This is a genomic window from Microbacterium sp. ABRD28, assembly GCF_003850245.1.
Taxonomy (GTDB): Bacteria; Actinomycetota; Actinomycetes; order Actinomycetales; family Microbacteriaceae; genus Microbacterium.
This window is the reverse complement of sequence record NZ_CP031015.1, coordinates 1,600,134-1,620,426: the sequence shown is the minus strand read 5'-3', so window position 1 is coordinate 1,620,426 and position 20,293 is coordinate 1,600,134. Positions and strand designations below refer to the sequence as shown.

Annotated in this window: 18 protein-coding genes; 3 read left to right on the top strand and 15 right to left on the bottom strand. The window is 70.1% G+C overall.

All coding sequences use genetic code 11. The features are described from left to right. Positions 1 to 42 precede the first annotated feature (42 nt). A complete protein-coding gene (locus DT073_RS07820) occupies positions 43 to 684 on the bottom strand; it encodes a hypothetical protein (RefSeq protein WP_124292877.1) in 642 nt (213 codons plus the stop codon). Positions 685 to 754: 70 nt separating this feature from the next. On the opposite strand from DT073_RS07820, the gene DT073_RS07815 reads away from it, so the two are divergent. Continuing rightward, complete coding sequence (locus DT073_RS07815) at positions 755 to 2,137, top strand: MFS transporter (RefSeq protein WP_240638809.1); 1,383 nt, start codon at positions 755 to 757, stop codon at positions 2,135 to 2,137. Here the strand turns inward: DT073_RS07815 and DT073_RS07810 are convergent. From DT073_RS07810 to DT073_RS07775, 8 genes are read right to left on the bottom strand one after another with little or no spacing between them, the layout of a single operon-like run. Next, positions 2,130 to 2,993 (bottom strand): aldehyde dehydrogenase family protein, encoded by an 864-nt coding sequence (locus tag DT073_RS07810; protein WP_124292876.1) that lies wholly within the window; start codon positions 2,991 to 2,993, stop codon positions 2,130 to 2,132. The two genes, DT073_RS07815 and DT073_RS07810, sit on opposite strands and share 8 nt — an antisense overlap. Before the next feature lie 11 nt (positions 2,994 to 3,004). Further along, complete coding sequence (locus DT073_RS07805; protein WP_205783109.1) at positions 3,005 to 4,450, bottom strand: aldehyde dehydrogenase family protein; 1,446 nt, start codon at positions 4,448 to 4,450, stop codon at positions 3,005 to 3,007. Positions 4,451 to 4,493: 43 nt separating this feature from the next. After that, the gene (gene deoC, locus DT073_RS07800) at positions 4,494 to 5,501 is read right to left on the bottom strand and encodes a deoxyribose-phosphate aldolase (RefSeq protein ID WP_124292874.1); all 1,008 of its coding nucleotides are present in this window, start codon (positions 5,499 to 5,501) and stop codon (positions 4,494 to 4,496) included. 46 nt (positions 5,502 to 5,547) lie between these two features. Beyond that, positions 5,548 to 6,525 carry a bifunctional riboflavin kinase/FAD synthetase gene (locus DT073_RS07795; protein WP_124292873.1) on the bottom strand — a complete coding sequence of 326 codons (978 nt, stop codon included), beginning with the start codon at positions 6,523 to 6,525 and terminating at the stop codon, positions 5,548 to 5,550. Beyond that, positions 6,522 to 6,968: a phage tail family protein gene (locus DT073_RS07790; protein WP_205783067.1), complete on the bottom strand. Its 447-nt coding sequence runs from the start codon at positions 6,966 to 6,968 to the stop codon at positions 6,522 to 6,524. Before DT073_RS07790 ends, DT073_RS07795 begins: the two co-directional genes overlap by 4 nt. Positions 6,969 to 7,005: 37 nt before the next feature. Next, the gene (locus tag DT073_RS07785; RefSeq protein WP_124292871.1) at positions 7,006 to 7,374 is read right to left on the bottom strand and encodes a hypothetical protein; all 369 of its coding nucleotides are present in this window, start codon (positions 7,372 to 7,374) and stop codon (positions 7,006 to 7,008) included. Continuing rightward, positions 7,371 to 8,252, bottom strand: a complete 882-nt coding sequence (truB, locus tag DT073_RS07780) for a tRNA pseudouridine(55) synthase TruB (protein WP_124292870.1) — start codon at positions 8,250 to 8,252, stop codon at positions 7,371 to 7,373. The genes DT073_RS07785 and truB overlap by 4 nt, the downstream gene beginning before the upstream one ends. Continuing rightward, a complete protein-coding gene (locus tag DT073_RS07775; RefSeq protein ID WP_124292869.1) occupies positions 8,252 to 8,938 on the bottom strand; it encodes a nucleoside/nucleotide kinase family protein in 687 nt (228 codons plus the stop codon). The genes truB and DT073_RS07775 overlap by 1 nt, the downstream gene beginning before the upstream one ends. A gap of 60 nt (positions 8,939 to 8,998) precedes the next feature. Between DT073_RS07775 and DT073_RS07770 the strand changes: the two genes are divergently transcribed. Next, entirely contained in the window at positions 8,999 to 9,892 is an 894-nt protein-coding gene (locus DT073_RS07770) for an HhH-GPD family protein (RefSeq protein ID WP_124292868.1), read from the top strand. Here DT073_RS07770 and rbfA read toward each other — a convergent pair. From rbfA to DT073_RS07745, 5 genes are all read right to left on the bottom strand, one after another. Next, entirely contained in the window at positions 9,864 to 10,295 is a 432-nt protein-coding gene (gene rbfA, locus DT073_RS07765) for a 30S ribosome-binding factor RbfA (RefSeq protein ID WP_124292867.1), read from the bottom strand. The genes DT073_RS07770 and rbfA overlap by 29 nt on opposite strands. Positions 10,296 to 10,424: 129 nt before the next feature. Further along, complete coding sequence (infB, locus tag DT073_RS07760; RefSeq protein ID WP_240638808.1) at positions 10,425 to 13,208, bottom strand: translation initiation factor IF-2; 2,784 nt, start codon at positions 13,206 to 13,208, stop codon at positions 10,425 to 10,427. 56 nt (positions 13,209 to 13,264) lie between these two features. After that, positions 13,265 to 13,522, bottom strand: a complete 258-nt coding sequence (locus DT073_RS07755; RefSeq protein WP_257021357.1) for a YlxR family protein — start codon at positions 13,520 to 13,522, stop codon at positions 13,265 to 13,267. A gap of 49 nt (positions 13,523 to 13,571) precedes the next feature. Beyond that, positions 13,572 to 14,561: a transcription termination factor NusA gene (gene nusA, locus DT073_RS07750; RefSeq protein ID WP_124292865.1), complete on the bottom strand. Its 990-nt coding sequence runs from the start codon at positions 14,559 to 14,561 to the stop codon at positions 13,572 to 13,574. Positions 14,562 to 14,654: 93 nt separating this feature from the next. Beyond that, positions 14,655 to 16,484 carry a lipase family protein gene (locus DT073_RS07745; protein WP_240638807.1) on the bottom strand — a complete coding sequence of 610 codons (1,830 nt, stop codon included), beginning with the start codon at positions 16,482 to 16,484 and terminating at the stop codon, positions 14,655 to 14,657. A 99-nt stretch (positions 16,485 to 16,583) separates the two neighbouring features. Between DT073_RS07745 and DT073_RS07740 the strand changes: the two genes are divergently transcribed. Then, positions 16,584 to 18,086, top strand: coding sequence for an alanine/glycine:cation symporter family protein (locus tag DT073_RS07740; protein WP_124292863.1), 1,503 nt, complete (start codon positions 16,584 to 16,586; stop codon positions 18,084 to 18,086). A gap of 41 nt (positions 18,087 to 18,127) precedes the next feature. On the opposite strand, the gene DT073_RS07735 is transcribed toward DT073_RS07740, so the two are convergent. Continuing rightward, positions 18,128 to 20,200: a PhoX family protein gene (locus DT073_RS07735; protein WP_124292862.1), complete on the bottom strand. Its 2,073-nt coding sequence runs from the start codon at positions 20,198 to 20,200 to the stop codon at positions 18,128 to 18,130. Positions 20,201 to 20,293 lie beyond the last annotated feature (93 nt).

Genomic DNA, 20,293 nt, shown 5'->3' with positions numbered 1-20,293 from the left:
GGCCCGCGCGCCCACTCCGGGCGCGCCGTGCCACGCGTCGGGTCACCCCCACAGCGTTCGGACGATGTCCTCGCTGTATCCCTCGGGGGTGAAATTGATGTAGGCGGTGGCCACCCATCCGTTGTCACGGACGACGTGGGTCTCGCCCCGGAGATACGGCACGTCGTCGAGCGAGACACCGCGCTGCTCGATCCGGCAGACGGTCCCGCCCAACGCCTCCTCGCACCCGAATCCCGCCTCGACCAGGGCGGTGCGCAGCGCCGCCGCCTGCGCTGCATCGATCACCGTGACGGTGGTGGCGAGGCCGGATTCGCTCGGAGTGCCCCACGAGCAGCGGATCGACGGGGGCCCGGCGGCGAGGATCTCGAGCCCGACGGCGTTCTCCGTGGAGTACATCGTGACGCCCGGATCGTTCAGCGGCGGGTTCTGCCCGTTCAACGACGCCAGCATGTCGGCGGAGTAGATGTCCTCGCAGCGTTCGGGCAGCTGCAGGGTGTCCGGCAGCATCGTCTCGATGGGCGACGGAGTCGGCACGGGCGTGACCGGCGTGGCGCTCGGCGACGGCGACGTCGTCGACGCCGTGGGAGAGGGGCTTCCGCCCGGCTCGGGCACGCAGCCGGCGGCCACGGCGAGGACCACGACCACGCCCGCCCCGGCAGCGACGGCTCGTCGGATGTTCGTCATGGCTGCTCCTCCCCGGCCGGCGTCCGCGGCATCCGGCTCTCGACCCTACCCGCGGGAGTAGGGTGAGCGCGTGACCGATCGGCCCGCGGTGCGTGAGCGTGTCGTCCTTCTTGTGGCGATTCTGGCATCGTTCGTCGCCTTCCTCGACAGCACCGTCGTCACCGTCGCCCTCCCGGCCATCGCCGAGGAGCTCGGCGGAGGACTCGCCACCCAGCAGTGGGTGGTCGACGCCTACCTCATCACGCTGGGTGCGCTCATCCTGGTCGCGGGTTCTCTCAGCGACGTGTTCGGCCGTGTGGTGGTGCTGGTGTGGGGCCTCATCGGGTTCGGAGCGACCTCCGTCGCGATCGCCGCGGCCCCCACAGCGGAGTTCCTCATCGTCGCCCGCGGGCTCCAGGGGGTCGCCGGCGCCCTGCTCGTGCCGAGCTCGCTCGCCCTCATCACCGCGACCTTCCGCGGTCCCGCGCAGGCGCGGGCCATCGGCACGTGGACCGGCGCGACGACGGCGGCGATGCTCGTCGGCCCCCTCCTCGGCGGTGTCTTCGTCGACCTGCTGTCCTGGCGCCTGGCCTTCCTGATCAACGTCGTCCCCATCGCGGTGACGCTCTTCCTCCTTCCGAAGATGGGCCTGGCCGAGAAGCGCGATCCCACCCGCAGCGTGGATTGGGCGGGCGCGGTGATGTGCGCCGTCGGGCTCGGCGGGGTGGTCTTCGCCCTCATCGAACAGCCCAACCTCGGGTGGTCCTCCCCCCTCATCTGGGCGACGCTGGTCGTCGGCATCCTCTCCTTCGCCGGCTTCCTCCTCCGCCAGCGTTCGGCTCGCAGCCCCATGATGCCGCTCGGACTCTTCCGCGTCCGCAACTTCTGGACCGGCAACATCGCCACCGCCTTCATCTACGGCGCGCTGTCGTTGAACGGGTTCGTGGTCGGTGTGTACCTGCAGCAGGGTGCCGGGCTCCCCGCGACGCTCGCGGGGCTGGCGATGCTCCCCAGCACCGTGCTGCTCATCCTGCTCAGCTCGCGTGTCGGCACGCTGGCCGGCAGGATCGGCCCGCGCCTGTTCATGACGGTCGGACCGCTGCTCATGGCCGCGGGCGCCCTGCTGCTGCTGACCGTGTCGGAGAGTTTCGATTACTGGTGGCAGGTGTTTCCGAGCGTCGTGATCTTCGGTCTGGGGCTTGCGGTGACCGTGTCGCCCCTCACCTCGGCGATCCTCGGCGCGATCGACAGCTCACGCTCGGGAATCGCCTCAGCAGTGAACAACGCCGTCGCCCGTGTGGCGGGTCTGCTGGTGATCGCCGCCCTCGGCACGATCGTCGGCGGTTCCCTGGATCTCGACGGCTTCCACCGGGCCGCGATCGTGACCGCGGTGTTCCTCGCGATCGGCGGACTCGTGTCGTGGCTGGGGATCCGCAATCCCGCGCCGCTGGCTCAGCCCTCCGAGATCAGATGAGGCTCTTGGTGTGCCAGACCGTCTTCACCTCGGTGAACGCGCTGATGCGCTGAAGGCTCGGCGTCGCGGCGTCGGGGCCCTGCTCGGGCGGCAGCACGCGCGTGAGCGTCTCGGCCGCCTTCACCTGCAGGTCGACCCAGTCGATGCCTCCGGCGCCGACGAGGTCGAGCGCGTGCACGTCGGGGTGACCCGCCAGCCACGGCGCGATCTCGGCAGGTGACCCGGTGAGGATGTTGACCACGCCGCGCGGGACGTCGGAGGTGGCGAGCACCTCGGCGAGGCTGATGGCCGAGAGGGGGAAGGCCTCCGAGGCGACGACGACCACGGTGTTGCCCGCGACGAGGGCCGGCGCGACCGCGGAGACCAGCCCGACGAGGGCGGTGTCCTGCGGCGCGATGATCGCCACCACGCCCGTGGGTTCGGGCACCGAGAGGTTGAAGTACGGCCCCGCCACCGGGTTGGCGTTGCCGGTGACCTGCGCGAACTTGTCGCACCAGCCGGCGTACCAGACCCACCGATCGATGGCCTCGTCGACCTCCGCGGCCGCCGTGGACTGCGACAGCCCCGTCTGCGCGATGATCTCGTCGATGAACTGGCCGCGGCGGCCCTCGAGCACCTCGGCGACGCGGTAGAGCACCTGGCCCCGGTTGTACGCGGTCGCGCCGGACCAGGTCTTCACGGCGCCGACGGCCGCGCCGACGGCATCGCGGGCGTCCTTGCGCGACGCCTGCGCGGCATTGGCGAGGAAGGCGCCCTTGGGCGCGCGAACCTCGAAGGTGCGACCCGATTCGCTGCGGGGGAACGCACCGCCGATGAAGAGCTTGTAGGTCTTGGGAACGGTCAAACGCTGTGTCATGTCCTCGGTCCTCAGCTGTTCGCGGTGCTCTTGAGGTACGCCAGCAGTCCGTGACGACCGCCTTCGCGTCCGTAGCCGGATTCCTTGTAGCCGCCGAACGGACTCGACGGGTCGAAGCGGTTGAAGGTGTTGGCCCACACCACTCCGGCCCGCAGGCGATCGGCGACCGCGAGGATGCGCGACCCCTTGTCGCTCCAGATGCCGGCCGAGAGACCGTAAGGGGTGTTGTTCGCCTTCTCGATGGCCTCCGCGGGGGTGCGGAAGGTCAGCACCGACAGCACCGGCCCGAAGATCTCATCGCGCGCGATGCGGTGGCTGGTCTGCACACCGGTGAAGATCGTCGGCGGGAACCAGAAGCCGTTGTCGGGGATGACGCAGTCCGCGCTCCAGCGCTCCGCGCCCTCCTCCTCGCCGATGCGGCTGAGTTCGCGGATGCGGTCCAGCTGCTCCCGGGAGTTGATCGCGCCGATGTCGGTGTTCTTGTCGAGCGGGTCACCCAGACGGAGGGTGGACAGGCGCGCCTTCAGCCGCTCGACGACCTCGTCGTGGATCGACTCCTGCACGAGCAGCCGGCTGCCCGCGCAGCAGACGTGGCCCTGGTTGAAGAAGATCCCGTTGACGATCCCCTCGATGGCCTGGTCGATCGGCGCGTCCTCGAAGACGATGTTCGCCGCCTTGCCGCCGAGTTCGAGGGTGAGCTTCTTGGGGGTGCCGGCGACGGCGCGGGCGATCTCGCGTCCGACGGCGGTCGAACCGGTGAAGGCCACCTTGTCGACATCGGGATGACGCACGAGCGCCGCGCCCGTGGCGCCCGCACCGGTGATGATGTTGACCACGCCCGGCGGAAGGTCGGCCTGCTGCAGGATCTCGGCGAACAGGAGCGCCGAGAGCGGCGTGGTCTCGGCGGGCTTGAGCACCACCGTGTTCCCTGCGGCCAGGGCCGGAGCGACCTTCCACGCGAGCATCAGCAGCGGGAAGTTCCACGGGATCACCTGGGCGGCCACCCCGAGCGGGCGGGGGTTCGCGCCGGCGCCGGCGTAGTCGAGCTTGTCGGCCCATCCCGCGTAGTAGAAGAACCATGCGGCGACCTGGGGGATGTCGACGTCGCGGCTCTCCTTGATGGGCTTGCCGTTGTCGAGACTCTCCGCGACCGCCAGCTCGCGGGCGCGCTCCTGGACGAGGCGGGCGATCCGGAAGAGGTACTTTCCGCGGTCGCGTCCCGACATGGTCGACCAGGTCTTGTCGAACGCCCGACGCGCGGCGGCGACGGCGGCGTCGACGTCGGCGTCGTCGGCGTGGGCGACCGTGGCGATGCGCTTCTCATCGGCCGGCGACACGGTGTCGAACGGGGCCCCTGATCCGGGACGGAACTCACCGTCGACGAAGAGGCCGTACTCGTCCTGCAGAGTGAGGATCGACCGGGACTCGGGTGCCGGGGCGTAGTCGAGGAAGGACATGGATTCTTTCGTGGTGTCGAGCTCGCGGGTCATCCGGGTCTCCTCAGTCGATCGTGACGTAGTCGGCGCCGGTGTAGTGGCCGGTGCGCAGCTTCTGCCGCTGGCGGAGGACGTCGTTCAGCAGGGACGACGCGCCGTAGCGGAACAGGTGCGGCTGGAGCCACTCCTCCCCCACCGTCTCGGCCACGAGCACCAGGTAGGCGATGGCGTCCTTGGCGGTGCGGATGCCGCCGGCGGGCTTGACCCCGACCCGCTGCCCCGTGGCGCGATACCAGTCGCGCACCACCTCGAGCATGAGGAGGGTCGTCGGGCGCGTGGCGGCGGGCTGCACCTTGCCGGTGGAGGTCTTGATGAAGTCGGCTCCGGCGAGGATCGCCAGCCACGAGGCGCGCTTGATGTTGTCGTAGGTGTTCAACTCGCCGGTCTCGAGGATGACCTTCAGCGACGCGAAGGAGCCGTCCGCGCGGCGGCACGCCTGTTTGACCTGGACGATCTGGTCGAACACCAACCCGTAGCGGCCCGACAGGAAGGCCCCGCGATCGATCACCATGTCGATCTCGTCGGCCCCGGCTGCCACCGCCTCTGCGGTGTCGGCGAGCTTGATCGCCAGCGACGAACGGCCGCTGGGGAACGCGGTGGCCACGGCGGCGACGCTGATGAGGCCGTCGTCGGGATCGCCGTGCGCGCCGCCGAGAGCGGCGACGGCATCGGGAACCATGTCGCCGTACACGCAGACGGCCGCCACGCGCGGACAGGTGGGATCGGACGGATCGGGAGTGAGAGCCTTGGCGACGAGGGAGCGGACCTTGCCCGGGGTGTCGGCACCCTCGAGGGTCGTGAGGTCGATGAGCTCGATGATGCGGTCAAGCGCCCAGGCCTTGGAGGTCGTCTTGATCGAACGGGTCCCGAGGGCTGCGGCGCGCTGTTCGAGTCCGACGGCGTCGACGCCGGGAAGTCCGTGGAGGTAGCGCCGGAGGGTCGTGTCATCAGGCTCCCCGCCGAGGAGATCGACGGCGCGCTCGGCGAGCGTCTGCAGTTCGGTGCGGCTCATGGCCCTTCCCTTTCCCGGTTTGCCTGCGGTCGGGCAAACCTCAAGCCTAGACGGTCAGCGCCGCGCGCACACGGTCGACGTCGTCGGCCATCTGCGCGATCAGCTGCGGAATCCCCTCGAAAGCCCCCATGGCCCGGATGCGATGACGGAACTGCACCTCGACGCGATGACCGTAGAGGTCGAGGTCGGTCTCGTCGAGGACGTACGCCTCCACCTGCCGGCCGGTGACATCGTCGAAGGTGGGGTTGGTTCCGATGCTGACGGCGGCCGGATAGCGGATGCTGCTGCGCGGGCCCTCGGTCGGACTCTCCGCCATCGGCCCCTCGTCCACGAGCCAGCCGGCGTAGACGCCGTCGGCGGGGACGTATCCTTCGCGATCCGCGGACAGGTTGGCGGTGGGGTAGCCGAGCTCCCTCCCCCGCTTGAGTCCGTGCACGACCTCTCCCCGCACCGACGGGGCTCGTCCGAGAAGCTTCGCTGCGGTGTCGACGTCGCCGACTTCGAGGAGTTCGCGGATCCACGTCGACGACACGCGGCGCTCGCCCTCGACGGCTCGGACGTCATCGACGACCTGCAGGGAGAAGCCGTACTCGGCGGCGAGCTCCTCGAGGAGCGCCACATCTCCTGCGCCGCCCCGGCCGAACCGGAAGTCGCGACCGACCAGCAGCATCGCCACCCCGAGGGCGTCGACCAGGAGCGTGCGGACGAACTGCCGCGGCTCGAGGTCGGCGAGCGTGCGGTCGAAGGTCAACATGAGCGTGGCGTCCACGCCCGCCTCCGCCAGCAGCCTCAGCTTCTGGTCGGGACCGACGAGGCTCTCCGGGCAGAGATCAGGGCGCAGGAGCGCGAGCGGGTTGCGGTCGAAAGTCACCGCGACGACCGGAGTGCCCATCGTTGCGGCGTTGACTCTGGCCCGCTCGATGAGTGCGCGGTGACCGGCGTGCACGCCGTCGAACTTCCCGATCGCGACGACGGAGGGACCGAAGCCGGTGGGGATGTCCTCCGGGCTGCGGAAGACGATCATCGCGCCACCGCGTCGGCAGGAGCCGGCGCAGCCGGGCGTACCGCGGGGCGATGCAGGATCAGCCACCAGAGCCCGAGGAAGGGAAGCACCAGAGGGATCAGCAGATAGCCCGCTCCGAACCACGACCACACGGTGGGGTGAGCGAAGAGGTCGGGCAGGAGGAAGCTGAGCGTCCCGATGATGAGGACCCCCGCGAGCTCGAAGCAGATCGCGATCCACGCCACGCGGTACCAGGTGCGCGACCCGGAGAAGATCAGCGCGAGCGTGGCGAGGATGTAGACGACCGCCGCGAGCGCCGAGAGCGAGTAGGCGAGCGGGGCCTCGTCGAACTCCCGGACGATCTGGACGAAGGAGCGACCGGTCGCGGCCAGCGCCATGATGCCGTAGACGACGACGAGGACGCGGCCGATGCCGGTCATGCGGGGGCGGGGGGTCGAGATCATTGCGTACCCCATCCTACGTTCGCCGTCTCCCGGACGCTCAGGCGAGCTGAACGGTCCAGATCACCTGCATCCGCCACACCATGACGGCGACGGCGAGAGCTGCGACGCCCATGATCACCGTGCTCCACCGGCTGCGTTCCACCAGAGCCCACGCGACCCCCGCGGGCGGAAGGAGGGCCGCCGAGACGAGGTAGACCCAGAACTCCAGCAGGCTGCCGCTGGGCGGGTTGCCGGCGAAGGGTGCGATGACCGCGACGACGATCTGCACGATCAGCAGCACCTCGACCAGGGCCATCGCCCCGACGGTGAGGTCGCTCGGGCGGCGTCCGGCAAGACCCAGGATGACGCCGAGCAGCCCCGCCGCCACGGCGACGGCGACCTGGATCAGAGTGAACCACAGGATCATCCCGCGACCTCCTCGGGCATGTTGACGACGCTCTTGATGTCGTCTCCTCGGCGCTCGACGATGCCCACGAGGGCGCCGTCGGGGTCGATCGCCGCTGCCCGGGGGCCGGGAAGGGCCGAGGCGATCCCGGCCAGCCGCTTGCCGTGACGCAGGTCTCGGGCTTGCGCGGCGGTGACGCCGAGAGCGCCGAGCACCGCCGCAGCGGCCTCTGCAGGAGGCCACGGTGAGGCCTCCACCAGGTCATCGATGCCGACGGCGTCGGCGATGTGGAAGGGACCGATGCGGGTGCGGCGCAGTGCCGTGAGGTGCCCACCCACGCCCAGGGCCGCACCGAGGTCGCGGGCGAGGGAGCGGATGTAGGTGCCGCTGGAGCAGTCCACCGTCACATCGAGATCGATCACGGTGCCGGTGCGGCGCTCGTCGGTGACCTCGAGACGGGTCACCGTCACCTCCCGCGCCGCCAGCTGCACCTCGTGCCCGGCTCGGGCCAGGTCGTAGGCCCGCCGCCCGTCGACCTTGATGGCGGAGTAGGTGCTCGGGATCTGGGAGATCGTGCCTCGGAGCGTCGCGAGGTGCGACTCGACCGCGTCGGCGGTCACCCCTGAGGCATCCGCCACCTGCGTGATCTGACCGTCGGCGTCGTCGGTCGTGGTCGTCTGCCCGAGCCGGATCGTCGCTTCGTACGTCTTGTCGAGCCCGACCACGAAGGTGAGCAGGCGCGTGGCGGCGTCGACCCCCAGCACGAGCAGTCCCGTCGCCAGGGGATCGAGCGTCCCGGCATGGCCGATCTTGCGCGTTCCCCGCGCGCGTCGCGCACGGGCGACGACGTCGTGGCTGGTGATGCCGCTGGGCTTGTCGACCAGGAGGATGCCCGCCATCAGCAGGAATCCGCCCAGACACGTCGGGGATGCCCGGGATCGGTGTTGTCGACGATCGCCGAGGCCTCGGCGCGCGGATCGGCGTCCTGCAGGTACAGCTCCTGCCCCTCGCGGTAGCGGGCATTCGAAGGCGCCCACGGATCGGGATCGGTGCCGTCCCGCTCGGAGACCCGGGCAGCGGCGACGTCGATCGGCACATCGAGCCACACCGACCAGTGCCAGATGCCTCGAAGCTCGGGGCGCAGGAGGAACACCCCGTCGACGATGAGCACGGCGTCGCGCGGCGCCGTGACCCACTCGGCCTCGAGCGGTGCGTCACGGCGGTGGTCGAACGCCGCCAGCTGGAATCCTGTCGCGCCGCCCGTCTGCGCGCCGTCACGGAACGGCTCGATGAGCACCCGCCGGAAGGTGGCGTAGTCGAAGGAGTCGCGGTAGAAGCCCTCCGGCGACGTGCGTCCGCGGGCGTATCGCTCGCTGCGGGGACGGTGGAAGCCGTCGATCGAGGCCCGGAAGACCGCGGAGCCGTCCTCGGCGAAGACGGTGGCGAGGTGGTCGGCGAACATGGTCTTGCCGGCGCCGTCGATGCCGTCGACGGCGAGGATGATGCGCCCCGCACGATAATGCTGACGCACCTCATCGCGAAGCGACCGCCACAGTGTGGTGGCCGGTGTGACGGGCAACTGCATGCCTCTCAGCCTACGACCGCGCGGCCTGCGCACCGCGCGGGACTGTCTAGGCTGATCGCCATGCCCGACCTCGCCACGCCGCTGATCGCGTGGTACCGCGACAACGCGCGCGACCTGCCGTGGCGACGCCCCGGCTTCCCGGCCTGGGGCACGCTGGTGTCGGAGTTCATGCTCCAGCAGACGCCGGTGAACCGCGTCATCCCGCATCTGGAAGCATGGCTCGCGCGCTGGCCCGCCCCGGTGGACCTCGCTGCCGATCCTCCCGCAGAGGCGGTGCGGCAGTGGGCGAATCTCGGGTACCCGCGGCGGGCGCTCTGGCTGCATCGCGCTGCCACCGAGATCCGCGACCGGCATGGCGGGGTCGTCCCGCACGACGTCGACGCGCTCCTCGCGCTGACCGGGATCGGGGACTACACCGCGCGCGCGGTGGCGGTGTTCGCGTACGGTCGGCGGCACCCGGTGGTGGACACCAACACGCGTCGGGTGTTGGCCCGGGCCGTGGAGGGACGTTCGCAGCCGGGAACGCCTGCGCGCCGTGATCTCTCGGCGATGGAGGCGATCCTCCCGCCCGATGACGACGCGGCCGGGATCGTCAACGCCGCGGCGATGGAGCTCGGCGCGACGGTGTGCACTGCGCGGACTCCCCGGTGCGCGGCCTGCCCGCTGTCGGCGACGTGCGCGTGGCGGGCGGCGGGGTACCCCGACACGGGTGATGCGCGTCGCCGCCAGGCGCGCTACGAGGGCAGCGACCGGCAGGCGCGGGGAGCGGTGCTCAGGGAGCTGAGGGATGCCGCCCACGACCTCCCTCAGGAATCGGTGCTCGCGGGCTGGCCCGACGCGCTGCAGCGCGACCGCGCGATCGACTCGCTCGTGTCGGATGGCCTCGTCGAGGCCTCCGAGGGCGTGCTGCGTCTCCCGGGCTGGGTCAGTCCTCGTCCTCGTCGCGGGGCTTGACGTACGGGTCGGCATCGCCGGCGTAGGTCGCGGAGGACGCGAGCCCCGCGACCGCCTGATCGCGCTCGCGCGCCTGACGGAGGAGATCTTCGATGTGACCGGCGTTCTCGGGGAGGGCGTCGGGGATGAACTCCAACGTCGGGGTGAGACGCACGCCCAGGCCCCGGCCGACTTCGCTGCGCAGCATGCCGGTTGCCCGACGCAGGGCCTCACCCGAAGCCAGACGCGCCTCCTCGTCGCCGAGGACGGTGTAGAAGACCGAGGCGTGCTGGAGATCGCCGGTCACCTTCACATCGGTGATGGTGACGAATCCCAACCGCGGATCGCGCAGACCCTTCTCCAGACGCTCGGCGATCAGCACCTTGATGCGGTCCGCCAGTCGAGCCTGTCGTTCCCCAGCCATTCCGTTCCTCTTTCTCTTCCCACGCCCCCACGATGATCGTGGGAGCGAAGCCGAGGGATGCCTTGTCGACAGTCGGGGCCTCAGGGGTTCCCGGTGCCGACGAGGCATCCCTCGCCGCAGTGTCGCGGATCAGCCGCGCGGCTTCTCCACCATCTCCGTGGTCTCGATCTCGTCGCCGATCTGGATGTCGTTGTACTTGCCCAGTCCGATACCGGCCTCGAAGTCCGTGCGGACCTCGGTGACGTCGTCCTTGAACCGGCGCAGCGACTCGATCGCCAGGCCGTCGGCGATCACGACGCCGTCGCGGATGACCCGCGCCTTGGCGTTGCGCGTGATCGTGCCGGAGCGGACGATCACACCGGCGATGTTGCCGAACTTCGAGGAGCGGAACACCTCGCGGATCTCGGCCACACCCGACTGGACCTCTTCGTACTCCGGCTTGAGCATGCCCTTCAGCGACTGCTCGACGTCGTCGATGGCGTTGTAGATGACCGAGTAGAACCGCACGTCCACACCCTCACGCGCAGCGCGCTCGCGCGCCTTGGTGTCGGGACGGACGTTGAAGCCGATCACGATCGCGTTGTCGATCGTGGCCAGGTTGATGTCCGACTCGGTGATCGCGCCGACACCGCGGTGGATGATGCGCAGCTGGACGCTGTCGTCGACCTCGATCTTCAGCAGCGACTCTTCCAGCGCCTCGACGGCACCGGAGACGTCACCCTTGATGATGAGGTTGAGCGACTCGACCTTGCCCTCTTCCAGAGCACGGGTGAAGTCCTCGAGCGAGATGCGCTTGCGGGCCTTGGCCAGGGCGGCGTTACGCTCCGCAGCTTCACGCTTCTCGGCGATCTGACGGGCGGTCCGGTCTTCCTCGGTGACGATGAAGACGTCGCCGGCCCGGGGCACGGAGTTGAGTCCCTGAACCTGAACGGGTCGCGAGGGGTACGCCTCCTCGACCGGCTCACCGTTCTCGTCGATCATCGCGCGGACACGGCCGTAGGCGGTGCCCGCCACAATCGCGTCGCCGACCCGGAGGGTTCCGGACTGGATCAGCACCGTCGCAACCGAACCGCGGCCCTTGTCGAGCTTGGCTTCGATGGCGACACCGCGGGCGGCCTTGTTGGGGTTGGCCGTGAGGTCCAGCCCCGCATCGGCGGTCAGCAGCACCGCGTCCAGGAGGTCCTGGATGCCGATGTTGTTGCGCGCCGACACGTCGACGAACATCACGTCGCCGCCGTACTCCTCGGCCACCAGACCGTACTCGGTGAGCTGCTGACGGACCTTGGCCGGGTTCGCCTCGGGCTTGTCGATCTTGTTCACCGCGACCACGATCGGCACGTTCGCCGCCTGCGCGTGGTTCAGCGCCTCGACCGTCTGCGGCATGATGCCGTCGTCGGCGGCGACCACGAGGATCGCGAGGTCGGTCACCTGCGCACCACGGGCACGCATGGCGGTGAACGCCTCGTGACCCGGCGTGTCGATGAAGGTGACCGCGCGCTCGATGCCGTCGTGCTCGGTCCACACCTGATAGGCACCGATGTGCTGGGTGATGCCACCGGCCTCACCGGCGACCACGTTGGTCTGACGGATGGCGTCGAGCAGTCGCGTCTTACCGTGGTCGACGTGACCCATGACGGTCACGACCGGGGGACGGATCTCCAGGTCCTCTTCGCTCTCGGCCTCGAGTTCTGCATCGAGGTCGAGACCGAAGCCCTCCAGGAGCTCCTTGTCCTCGTCCTCGGGCGAGACCATCTGGATCTTGTAGCCCAGCTCCTCGCCGAGCACCTCGAAGGTGGCTTCGTCGAGAGACTCGGTGGCCGTGGCCATCTCGCCGAGGTTGAACAGGATCGTCACGAGCGTTCCAGGCTGGACGGTGTAACCGCGCAGGGCCTCGAGCTTGTCCGCGAAGTCGGCGATCGATGCGCCGCGGCGCAGGCGGATGATCTCGCCGTTGCCCTTCTGGACGTTGATGCCGCCGACGACCGGCGCCGACCGCATCTCGAATTCCTGCCGCTTCGCCCGACGCGACTTGCGCTGCTTGGACTTCCCGCCGCCCTTGCCGAAGGCGCCGGCGGTGCCACCACCGGGGCCACGACCGCGACCACCGCCGCCACCGGGCCGACCGGCGAATCCGCCGCCGGCCGGAGCACCGGGACGGAACCCGCCGCCACCGGCACCGCCGGGACGACCGGCGCCGCCGGGACGCTGCTGGAAGGGCGCACCGGGACGGCCGCCGCCACCCGGACGACCGGCACCACCGGGGCGCGGCGCACCGGGGCGCGGCGCACTCGGACGCGGAGCCTGCGGCCGCGGAATGTTACCGGGGGTCGGGCGCTGACCCATCCCCTGCTGCGAGGAGAAGGGGTTGTTGCCCGGACGCGGGCCGGCGGGCCGTTGCCCCATCCCCTGCTGCGAGGAGAAGGGGTTGTTGCCCGGACGCGGCGCACCCGGACGCGGGGCGCTGCCGCCCGGCCGAGGCGCGGGCGGGGTCGGTGCCGCCGGGGAAGGCGCGGGAGCGGAAGGGGCCGGAGCTTCCGGCGCGGCAGCGGCGGGACGCTCGGCCGCGGGGGCCGGGGCGCCGGGGGCCGCAGGGCGCGGCGACGACTGCGGAGCAGCCGGGGCCGCGGGCGCCGGAGCGGCGGGCGCGGGAGCTGACGGCTTGGCCGAGGTCGCGGGACGTGCGGGGCCGGGGCGGCCCGCCGGGCGGGCGGGCGCGGTCTTGGTGTCGCCGGCCGCGGGGGTCGGCGCACCGTCCGCCTGCAGAGCAGCGCGGAGCTTGCGAGCCACGGGGGGCTCGATGGTCGACGAGGGGCTCTTGACGAACTCGCCGAGTTCCTTCAGCTTGGCCAGAGCGACCTTGCTGTCGACGCCGAGTTCGGAAGCGATCTCGTGCACGCGTGGTTTGGCAGCCACAAATTCTCCTGTCTGGGCCCACCCAGACAGGGCAGGCCGTTAGTCGCGGACGGGTCTCATTTCGAGCCGTTCACTTTTTTTCCATAGCCGTTCAGCCGTTTCTCGAGGGCTTTCGTGTCAGGCGCACCTGACACCCGCAATGCGCGAATGAATGCGCGGCGCCGCACCGCGGCATCCACGCACTCCTGTGTGTCGTGAACCCACGCGCCCCGCCCCGGCATCGACGCGCGCTCATCGAAGACGAGAACGGAATCGACCGCCACCACTCTCAAAAGGGTGGCCCGGGGAGCACGCGCGCGGCATCCGACGCACATTCGTACGGGTTCCATGGTACACCTCGCCGGGCCTCGGCCCGGTGCGGGATCAGCCCTCTTCCAGGATCGAGTCCGGCTGGATGTCGATCTTCGCACCCGTCAGCTTCGCCGCGAGACGCGCGTTCTGCCCCTCCTTGCCGATGGCCAGCGACAGCTGGTAGTCGGGAACGAGCGCGCGGACGGCCTTGCTGTTGGAATCGAGGATGAAGCTGGAGGTCACCTTCGCCGGAGAGAGGGCGTTCGCGACGAACTTCGCCAGTTCGCCGTCCCAATCGACGATGTCGATCTTCTCCCCGCCGAGTTCCTCGGTGACGGCCCGGACACGTCGACCGAGTTCGCCGATGCAGGCGCCCTTGGCGTTGACCGTCGGGTCGATGGCCTTGACCGCGATCTTCGTGCGGTGTCCCGCCTCCCGCGCGAGGGAGACGATCTCGACCAGTCCGTCGGCGATCTCGGGCACCTCGAGGGCGAAGAGCTTGCGGACCAGACCCGGGTGCGTCCGCGACACCGTGATGGAGGGGCCCTTCGTGCCCTTCGACACCGAGGTGACGTAGACGCGAAGACGCGCGCCGTGGGCGTAGTCCTCGCCGGGAACCTGCTCTTCGGGAGGGAGGATCGCCTCGACGGTGCCGAGGTCGACGTGGACCATGCGCGGATTCGGCCCCTGCTGCACGATGCCCGCGACGATGTCGCCCTCCTTGCCGCGGAATTCCCCCAGCACCGCATCATCGGCGATGTCGCGCAGGCGCTGGCTGATGACCTGCTTCGCGGCGAAGGCCGCGATGCGGCCGAAGTCGTCGGGAGTGGTCTCCTCCTCGCCGATGACGGCGCCCTCATCGTCGGTGAGCGGAAGGTAGATCGCCACGTGACCGGTCTTGCGGTCGATCTGCGCGCGAGCGCCGGGCGGCAGCTCGCCGGTGGCCGAGGAGTGCTTGGCGTAGGCGGTCAGAATCGCCTGCTCGATGATGCGCAGGAGCTCGTCGAAGGGAATCTCCTTCTCCCGCTCGATGGTGCGCAGCAATCCGAGATCGATGTCCACGATGCCCTCTCCTCTATTCAGCTCTCTCCGGCATCCAGCCGCTCCGGAATCCTTCCTACGGTACCCGATGGGCCGCCCGCGGGTGTCGGCCGGTCATCGCGCGCAGTCGTCGCGATCGAGCTCGCGCAGCTGGAACCGCTCATCGCTCCACCGCACGAGGACCGGCAGGAACCGCGAGCCGGGCAGCAGGATCTGCAGGTGCTCGTAGTCGTCGTACACCAGTGTGCGCATGCGGTTGTCGGCGGCGCAGGAACGGGCGACGAAGTCTTCCTGGAGGGAGGGGGGGATCACCTCGTCGGCGCTCCCCCACGCCAGGAGCACCGGCACCTCCCACGGGCCGGATGCGGCATTGGCCTCGAGGCGCTCGCCGAGCGGACCCTCGGTGAGGTCGCTGGCGTACAGCGGGTTGTCGGCGGAGACCCCGAGAGCGGTGGCGACCGAGACGACCACCCCGGGCTCGCTCGGGCAGCGCTGCGTCATCTCGCGGACGATGGGGGCGGCGCCGGGGGCGAGGTACCGCGACAGTTCGACGTCGTCGTAGGTGTCGGAGTAGGGCACGAGGACCCACGAGATGAGGATCGCCAGAAGGGCGTTCGGCTCGCCGGAGATGAGCTCTTCGGCCAGCTCGGCCGGCTCCGCCGCCGGGGCGAGCGCCGCCACGCCCAGGACGTCGACGTCGGGGGCGTAGTCGTCGGCGATCTGAGCCGCCCAGAGAGCCGCGTGGCCGCCCTGGGAATGCCCCCAGGCCATCGTCCGCTTGGACAGGATCAGCCCGTCGATCTCGCGCGCAGCGAGAACCGCGTCCAGCGACGACCTCGCCTCCCCGGTGCCGATGAGGTACGGGAAGACGCCGGGGGCGCCCTGCCCGGAGTAATCGGTGGAGACCACCACCCAGCCTTTCGCCAGGGCGTCCTCCAGAGCCGGGATCGCCCACCGCGTGGCGGCGTCGTCGCGGAGGCTGGGTGCGCACCCGCGCGCGACGCCGGTCGTGCCGTGATGCCACATCACGACCGGTCGGGCACCCCGCGGCGGGTCCACCGGCGAGATGACGAGGCCGCTCGCGACGGCCGGCTGCCCCGCGGCATCCCTCGTGGTGTACAGGATTCGCGTGACCTCCCCGCCTGCGGGGGCACGACCGGAGTAGTCGTCCGCACGGATCAGCCGCCCGTGTTCGTAGGGGACGACCTCGGGTGGGGTGTAGAACGCGTCGACGACGGGCGCGCCGTCCTGCAGCCACTCATTCACCCACCATCCGCCGGCGCTCACCGCCACCAGAAGCACAGAGAGGGCGTACCGACCGACCGCCTGCCACCCGCGCAGCCGTCGCGACTCCCGCGCCGAGCCGTCGGCGGACGCGCGCGCCCGGGAGGACAGCGCCGCCTGGCGGACGACCCGCACGAGCTGGGTCGCCCCGAAGACGATGGTGCGGACACCGAAGACCACGGCGACGACGAGGACGGTGACGTCGGGCCACGTGACGGAGAGGATGGCGAAGACGATCTGGCTCGCACCCCACGTCGCTGAGAGCACACGCTCGCTCGCGCGGCCGCGCATCACGGCGTCGGCGAGGGACGTCAGGCCCCCCACGAACAGCAGCACGGCGATCGCCGCAGGAAGGATCTGCAGGGCGCCGCGAAGGCCGAGAAGGATGCCGAGCCCGAGCGCCACCCAGACGATCGCCAGCACGCGCGACAGCCACCGCGGTTCCCGCGGGCGGACGACCTCGGCGATGCCGGTGGCGACGGCGCTGAGCGCGATGTAGATCGCCAGGAGCACGAGGGAGGTGAGCGGCCGCGTGACGACGAGGAGGCCCAGCAGCAGGGCACCCGCCCCGACCACCACCGACACCCACGGCGGCGCGTGGGTGGCGAAGTGCGCGAGCGTTCGCCACCGGACGCGGCGCGGGTTCGGGTGTGCGCTCACCCGGGCCAGCCTATTCGCCTCCCGTGGGAGGAGCCGCGCACATCGGCGGCGGAGCGTACGTGGTCGCACGAGCACCACCTCGCCCGCCATACTTTGCGGATGGATGACGTCAACGCCTGGCTCCTCACCTGGGGCGACAACCTGTGGACCTGGGTCGTCCTGCCCGTCGTGGTGCTGCTCGGGCTCTACTTCACGCTCCGGTCGGGGGTGGTGCAGTTCCGCCTCATCCCCGAGATGTTCCGCACTCTCACCGATCGCACGCCTCGCACCGAGAGCGGCGCCCCGCAGTCGGTGTCTGCTTTCCAGGCGTTCACGATCTCGGCCGCGTCGCGCGTGGGAGTGGGCAACATCGCCGGCGTCGGCACGGCGATCGCGGTCGGTGGACCGGGTGCGGTGTTCTGGATGTGGCTCATGGCGTTCGTGGGCGGAGCGTCGAGCTTCATCGAGTCCTCGCTCGCGCAGCTGTTCAAGGTGCGCGACAAGGACGGGTTCCGCGGCGGGCCCGCCTACTACATGGAGCGCGGCCTCAAGGCGCGATGGCTGGGCATCTGGTTCGCGGTCATCCTCATCGTCTGCTTCCCCTTCGCCTTCAGCTCCCTGCAGGCCAACACCATCTCCGCCACCCTCGTCGCCACCCTCGGTGACGGTTCCCCCGGTTGGCTCCCCTGGCTCGTCGGCGGCGTGGTCGCGGTGCTGACCGGACTGGTGGTGTTCGGCGGCGTCCGCCGAATCGCCTCGGTGACCCAGCTTCTCGTGCCCATCATGGCGCTGACCTACCTCCTGCTCGGCCTCATCGTCGTGGCGGTCAACATCGAGCGGGTGCCGGAGGTGTTCGCGCAGATCTTCACCCAGGCCTTCGGATTCAACGAGGTCGTCGGCGCCGCCTTCGGCTACATCGTGCTGACCGGGGTGAAGCGGGGCATGTTCTCCAACGAGGCGGGCCTCGGGTCGGCCCCCAACGCCGGCGCGAGCGCCGCGGTGACGCACCCCGTCAAGCAGGGACTCGTGCAGACCCTGGGCGTGTACTTCGACACCTTCCTGGTGTGCTCGATCACGGCGTTCATCATCCTCGTGTCCGTCCCCGATCTCGCCGGCGCCCAGCGCGGCATCGATCTCACGCAGGGCGCGCTGGTGTCCACCCTGGGCTCCTGGTCGAGCGTGGTGCTGAGCGTGGTCATCTTCCTACTGGCGTTCTCGTCGATCCTCGGCAACTACTACTACGGCGAATCGAACATCGAGTTCATCAACCCGGCGCCGTGGCTGCTCGCCTGCTATCGCACCCTCGTCGTCGTCGCCGTCCTGGTGGGATCGGTCGTCGGGGCGGATCTCGTGTGGAACTTCGCCGACGGTGTCATGGGTCTCATGGCCCTCACCAACCTCATCGCCATCGGCCTCCTGTCAGGCATCGCCTTCAAACTCCTGAAGGACTACACCCGGCAGCGCCGGGAAGGCCGTGACCCCGTCTTCACCCGCGACCGCCTCCCCGAGATCACCGGCATCTCGGTATGGGAGGACGAGCTCTCCGTCACAGGTCCCGTGGACCTGCCCACTCGGGAGCGCCAAAGCAGGAAGCATCGCGACCACCTGCATGCCCGTTCCTGAACGCGGGCGCAGTCGACAGGGGCTGATCGCGAGCTCGAGCGTCAGGCGCGCGTGACCTGCACCACCGACGGACGCGGTGCGTCGGGGACATCTCCCGGCGCGGTCGAACCGTAGTCGGGGAACCGCGAGTTCGGCGCATCGAAGGTGCCGTCCTCGCCGGGGTGCTGAACCGCCACGAACACCATGCCCTCCTCGTCCCGGATCACCGGGCCGCACGTCTCGGCGTCGCGCGGCACGGAGAGGAACTGCTGGACGCGACCGCGCTCGGGGCCTTCCAGGGGGACCTTGAAGAGGCCGTCGTTGCGGCCGATCGTGCTCGGCGCCCCATCCGTGGAGATCCAGAGGTTGCCCTCGGAGTCGAAGGCGAGGTTGTCGGGACAGGAGATCGGCGAGACCTGATCCTTCGGGTAGCCGGCGAAGTAGGCGGGGGCGAAGGTGGTCGGATCGCCGCAGACGATCAGGATGCTCCAGCCGAACGTGGTCCCCGCCTGACCACCCGTCTCGGTCAGCTCGATGACGTGTCCGAAGCGGTTGCCGGTGAGGGGGTTCGCCTCGTCGACGGGCGCGGCCGGGCCGCCGCGCTGGGAGTTGTTCGTCAGTGCGACGTAGACCTTGCCCGTCTTCGGATTCGGCTCGACGTCCTCGGGCCGATCCATCTTCGTCGCCCCGACGCGGTCCGCTGCGAGCCGCGTGTACACGAGGACCTCGTCGATGCTCATTCCCGGGACCGCGCTCTGCCCGTTCCGGGTGAGCGGGATCCACTCCCCTGTGCCGTCGAACGCGCCGTCGGCGGGCGCGGCGCCGGACCCGTCGATCTCGGTGGCCGGCGAATCTCCCCGGAAACGGGCCACGTACAGATCCCCATCCGAGAGCAGCTGACGGTTCTTCCGGCGGGACGCCGTCATCCGATTGCGGGAGACGTACTTGTAGAGGTAGTCGTTCCGCTCGTCGTCGCCCATGTACGCCACGACCCGCTTGTCGGGGGCGAGGATCACGTTCGCGCCCTCGTGCTTGAACCGCCCCATCGCGGTGTGCTTGACGGGCGTGGATCGCGGGTCGTCCGGATCGATCTCGACGATCCAGCCGAACCGGTTCGGTTCGTTGACATAGCCGGGATCGTTGGCATTGAACCGCGGGTCGTAGGTCTCCCAGCCGGTGGAGGTCGACGTGCTGGCGCTCGCCTGGTAACGACGCTGCTCGGCGGTGCTCGCGTTCCACGCGAAGTAGCCGTTGAAGTTCTCCTCGCCCGAGAGCACCGTGCCCCACGGTGTCGTTCCGCCCGCGCAGTTGCCGAGCGTCCCGCGGACCCATCGCCCCTCCGCGTCGCCGGCGGTCTTCAGCAGGGGCGATCCGGCGGCGGGGCCCGTCAGTTCGAACACCGTCTCGACGGTGATGCGACGGTTGCGGCGGCCGTCCACCCGGTATCCCCAGGGCTCGCCGGCACGGCGCCGCTCGAGCTCGACGACCGACATCCCCTGGGCCGCCTTGTAGATGTCACCGCGACGGCGCAGCTCTGCCGGATCGGTCGACGGCGGGAACATGATGGTGGGGTTGACGTACTCGTGGTTGCACACGAGCACGCCCCGACGGCGGTTCGGTTCGGCGATGATGTCGAGGTAGTCGCAGTTGTAGCCGAACTGGCCGGCTTGCGCCTCAGGGGTCTGGGCGTGGATGTCGAAGACAGGTGCCGACGAGAACAGGGGGTCGCCCCACCGGATGACGGGTCGCCAGCCGTAGCCGTCCGGCACCGTGAACGCGTCGACGGAGGCGTCGACGGGCGCGATGGGTGTGAAGGGCAGTCCGCCGCGATCGGCGCGGGCGAAGGACGCGCCGGGGAGCGCCCCAGCGCTCTGTCCTGCGGCGGACGGCGCGGAGACGGGTGCGTCGCGAAGGCTGCTGACGGCGAGCGTGATCGCCGCCGCGGCACCGAGACCCAGGACCGCTCGGCGCGAGAGGGCCGCTGACGCGATGTCGCGGAAGTGGTCGTTGCTCGACGTGTTGCACTCGGGGCCCAGGCACGCGTTGGCGCACTTGAACTGACAGGTGACGGCGGAGCGCTTCCCCCGCGCATGGTCCGCCATGGGCAGCGTGCGGCGGTTCTCGATCAGTGACATCGCATCCTCCTCGGTGAGGGGACGAGCATCGCCCTGGGCGGCGAACCGCCCGCGTCGTGGAGATGAACGGCCGGGGACCAACCCGTGAGACTC

Excerpts from the sequence above, each read along its gene's own strand:
- deoC (WP_124292874.1), bottom strand. The coding sequence starts at position 5,501 with ATGAGCCGCACCGAACTGCAGACGCTCGCCGAGCGCGCCGTCGATCTC.
- DT073_RS07820 (WP_124292877.1), bottom strand. The coding sequence starts at position 684 with ATGACGAACATCCGACGAGCCGTCGCTGCCGGGGCGGGCGTGGTCGTG.
- DT073_RS07785 (WP_124292871.1), bottom strand. The coding sequence starts at position 7,374 with ATGATCCTGTGGTTCACTCTGATCCAGGTCGCCGTCGCCGTGGCGGCG.
- DT073_RS07795 (WP_124292873.1), bottom strand. The coding sequence starts at position 6,525 with ATGATCGTCTTCCGCAGCCCGGAGGACATCCCCACCGGCTTCGGTCCC.
- rbfA (WP_124292867.1), bottom strand. The coding sequence starts at position 10,295 with ATGGCTGGGGAACGACAGGCTCGACTGGCGGACCGCATCAAGGTGCTG.
- DT073_RS07775 (WP_124292869.1), bottom strand. The coding sequence starts at position 8,938 with ATGCAGTTGCCCGTCACACCGGCCACCACACTGTGGCGGTCGCTTCGC.
- DT073_RS07805 (WP_205783109.1), bottom strand. The coding sequence starts at position 4,450 with ATGTCCTTCCTCGACTACGCCCCGGCACCCGAGTCCCGGTCGATCCTC.
- DT073_RS07770 (WP_124292868.1), top strand. The coding sequence starts at position 8,999 with ATGCCCGACCTCGCCACGCCGCTGATCGCGTGGTACCGCGACAACGCG.
- truB (WP_124292870.1), bottom strand. The coding sequence starts at position 8,252 with ATGGCGGGCATCCTCCTGGTCGACAAGCCCAGCGGCATCACCAGCCAC.
- DT073_RS07790 (WP_205783067.1), bottom strand. The coding sequence starts at position 6,968 with ATGATCTCGACCCCCCGCCCCCGCATGACCGGCATCGGCCGCGTCCTC.
- DT073_RS07735 (WP_124292862.1), bottom strand. The coding sequence starts at position 20,200 with ATGTCACTGATCGAGAACCGCCGCACGCTGCCCATGGCGGACCATGCG.
- DT073_RS07755 (WP_257021357.1), bottom strand. The coding sequence starts at position 13,522 with ATGTGCGTCGGATGCCGCGCGCGTGCTCCCCGGGCCACCCTTTTGAGA.
- DT073_RS07810 (WP_124292876.1), bottom strand. The coding sequence starts at position 2,993 with ATGACACAGCGTTTGACCGTTCCCAAGACCTACAAGCTCTTCATCGGC.
- DT073_RS07740 (WP_124292863.1), top strand. The coding sequence starts at position 16,584 with ATGGATGACGTCAACGCCTGGCTCCTCACCTGGGGCGACAACCTGTGG.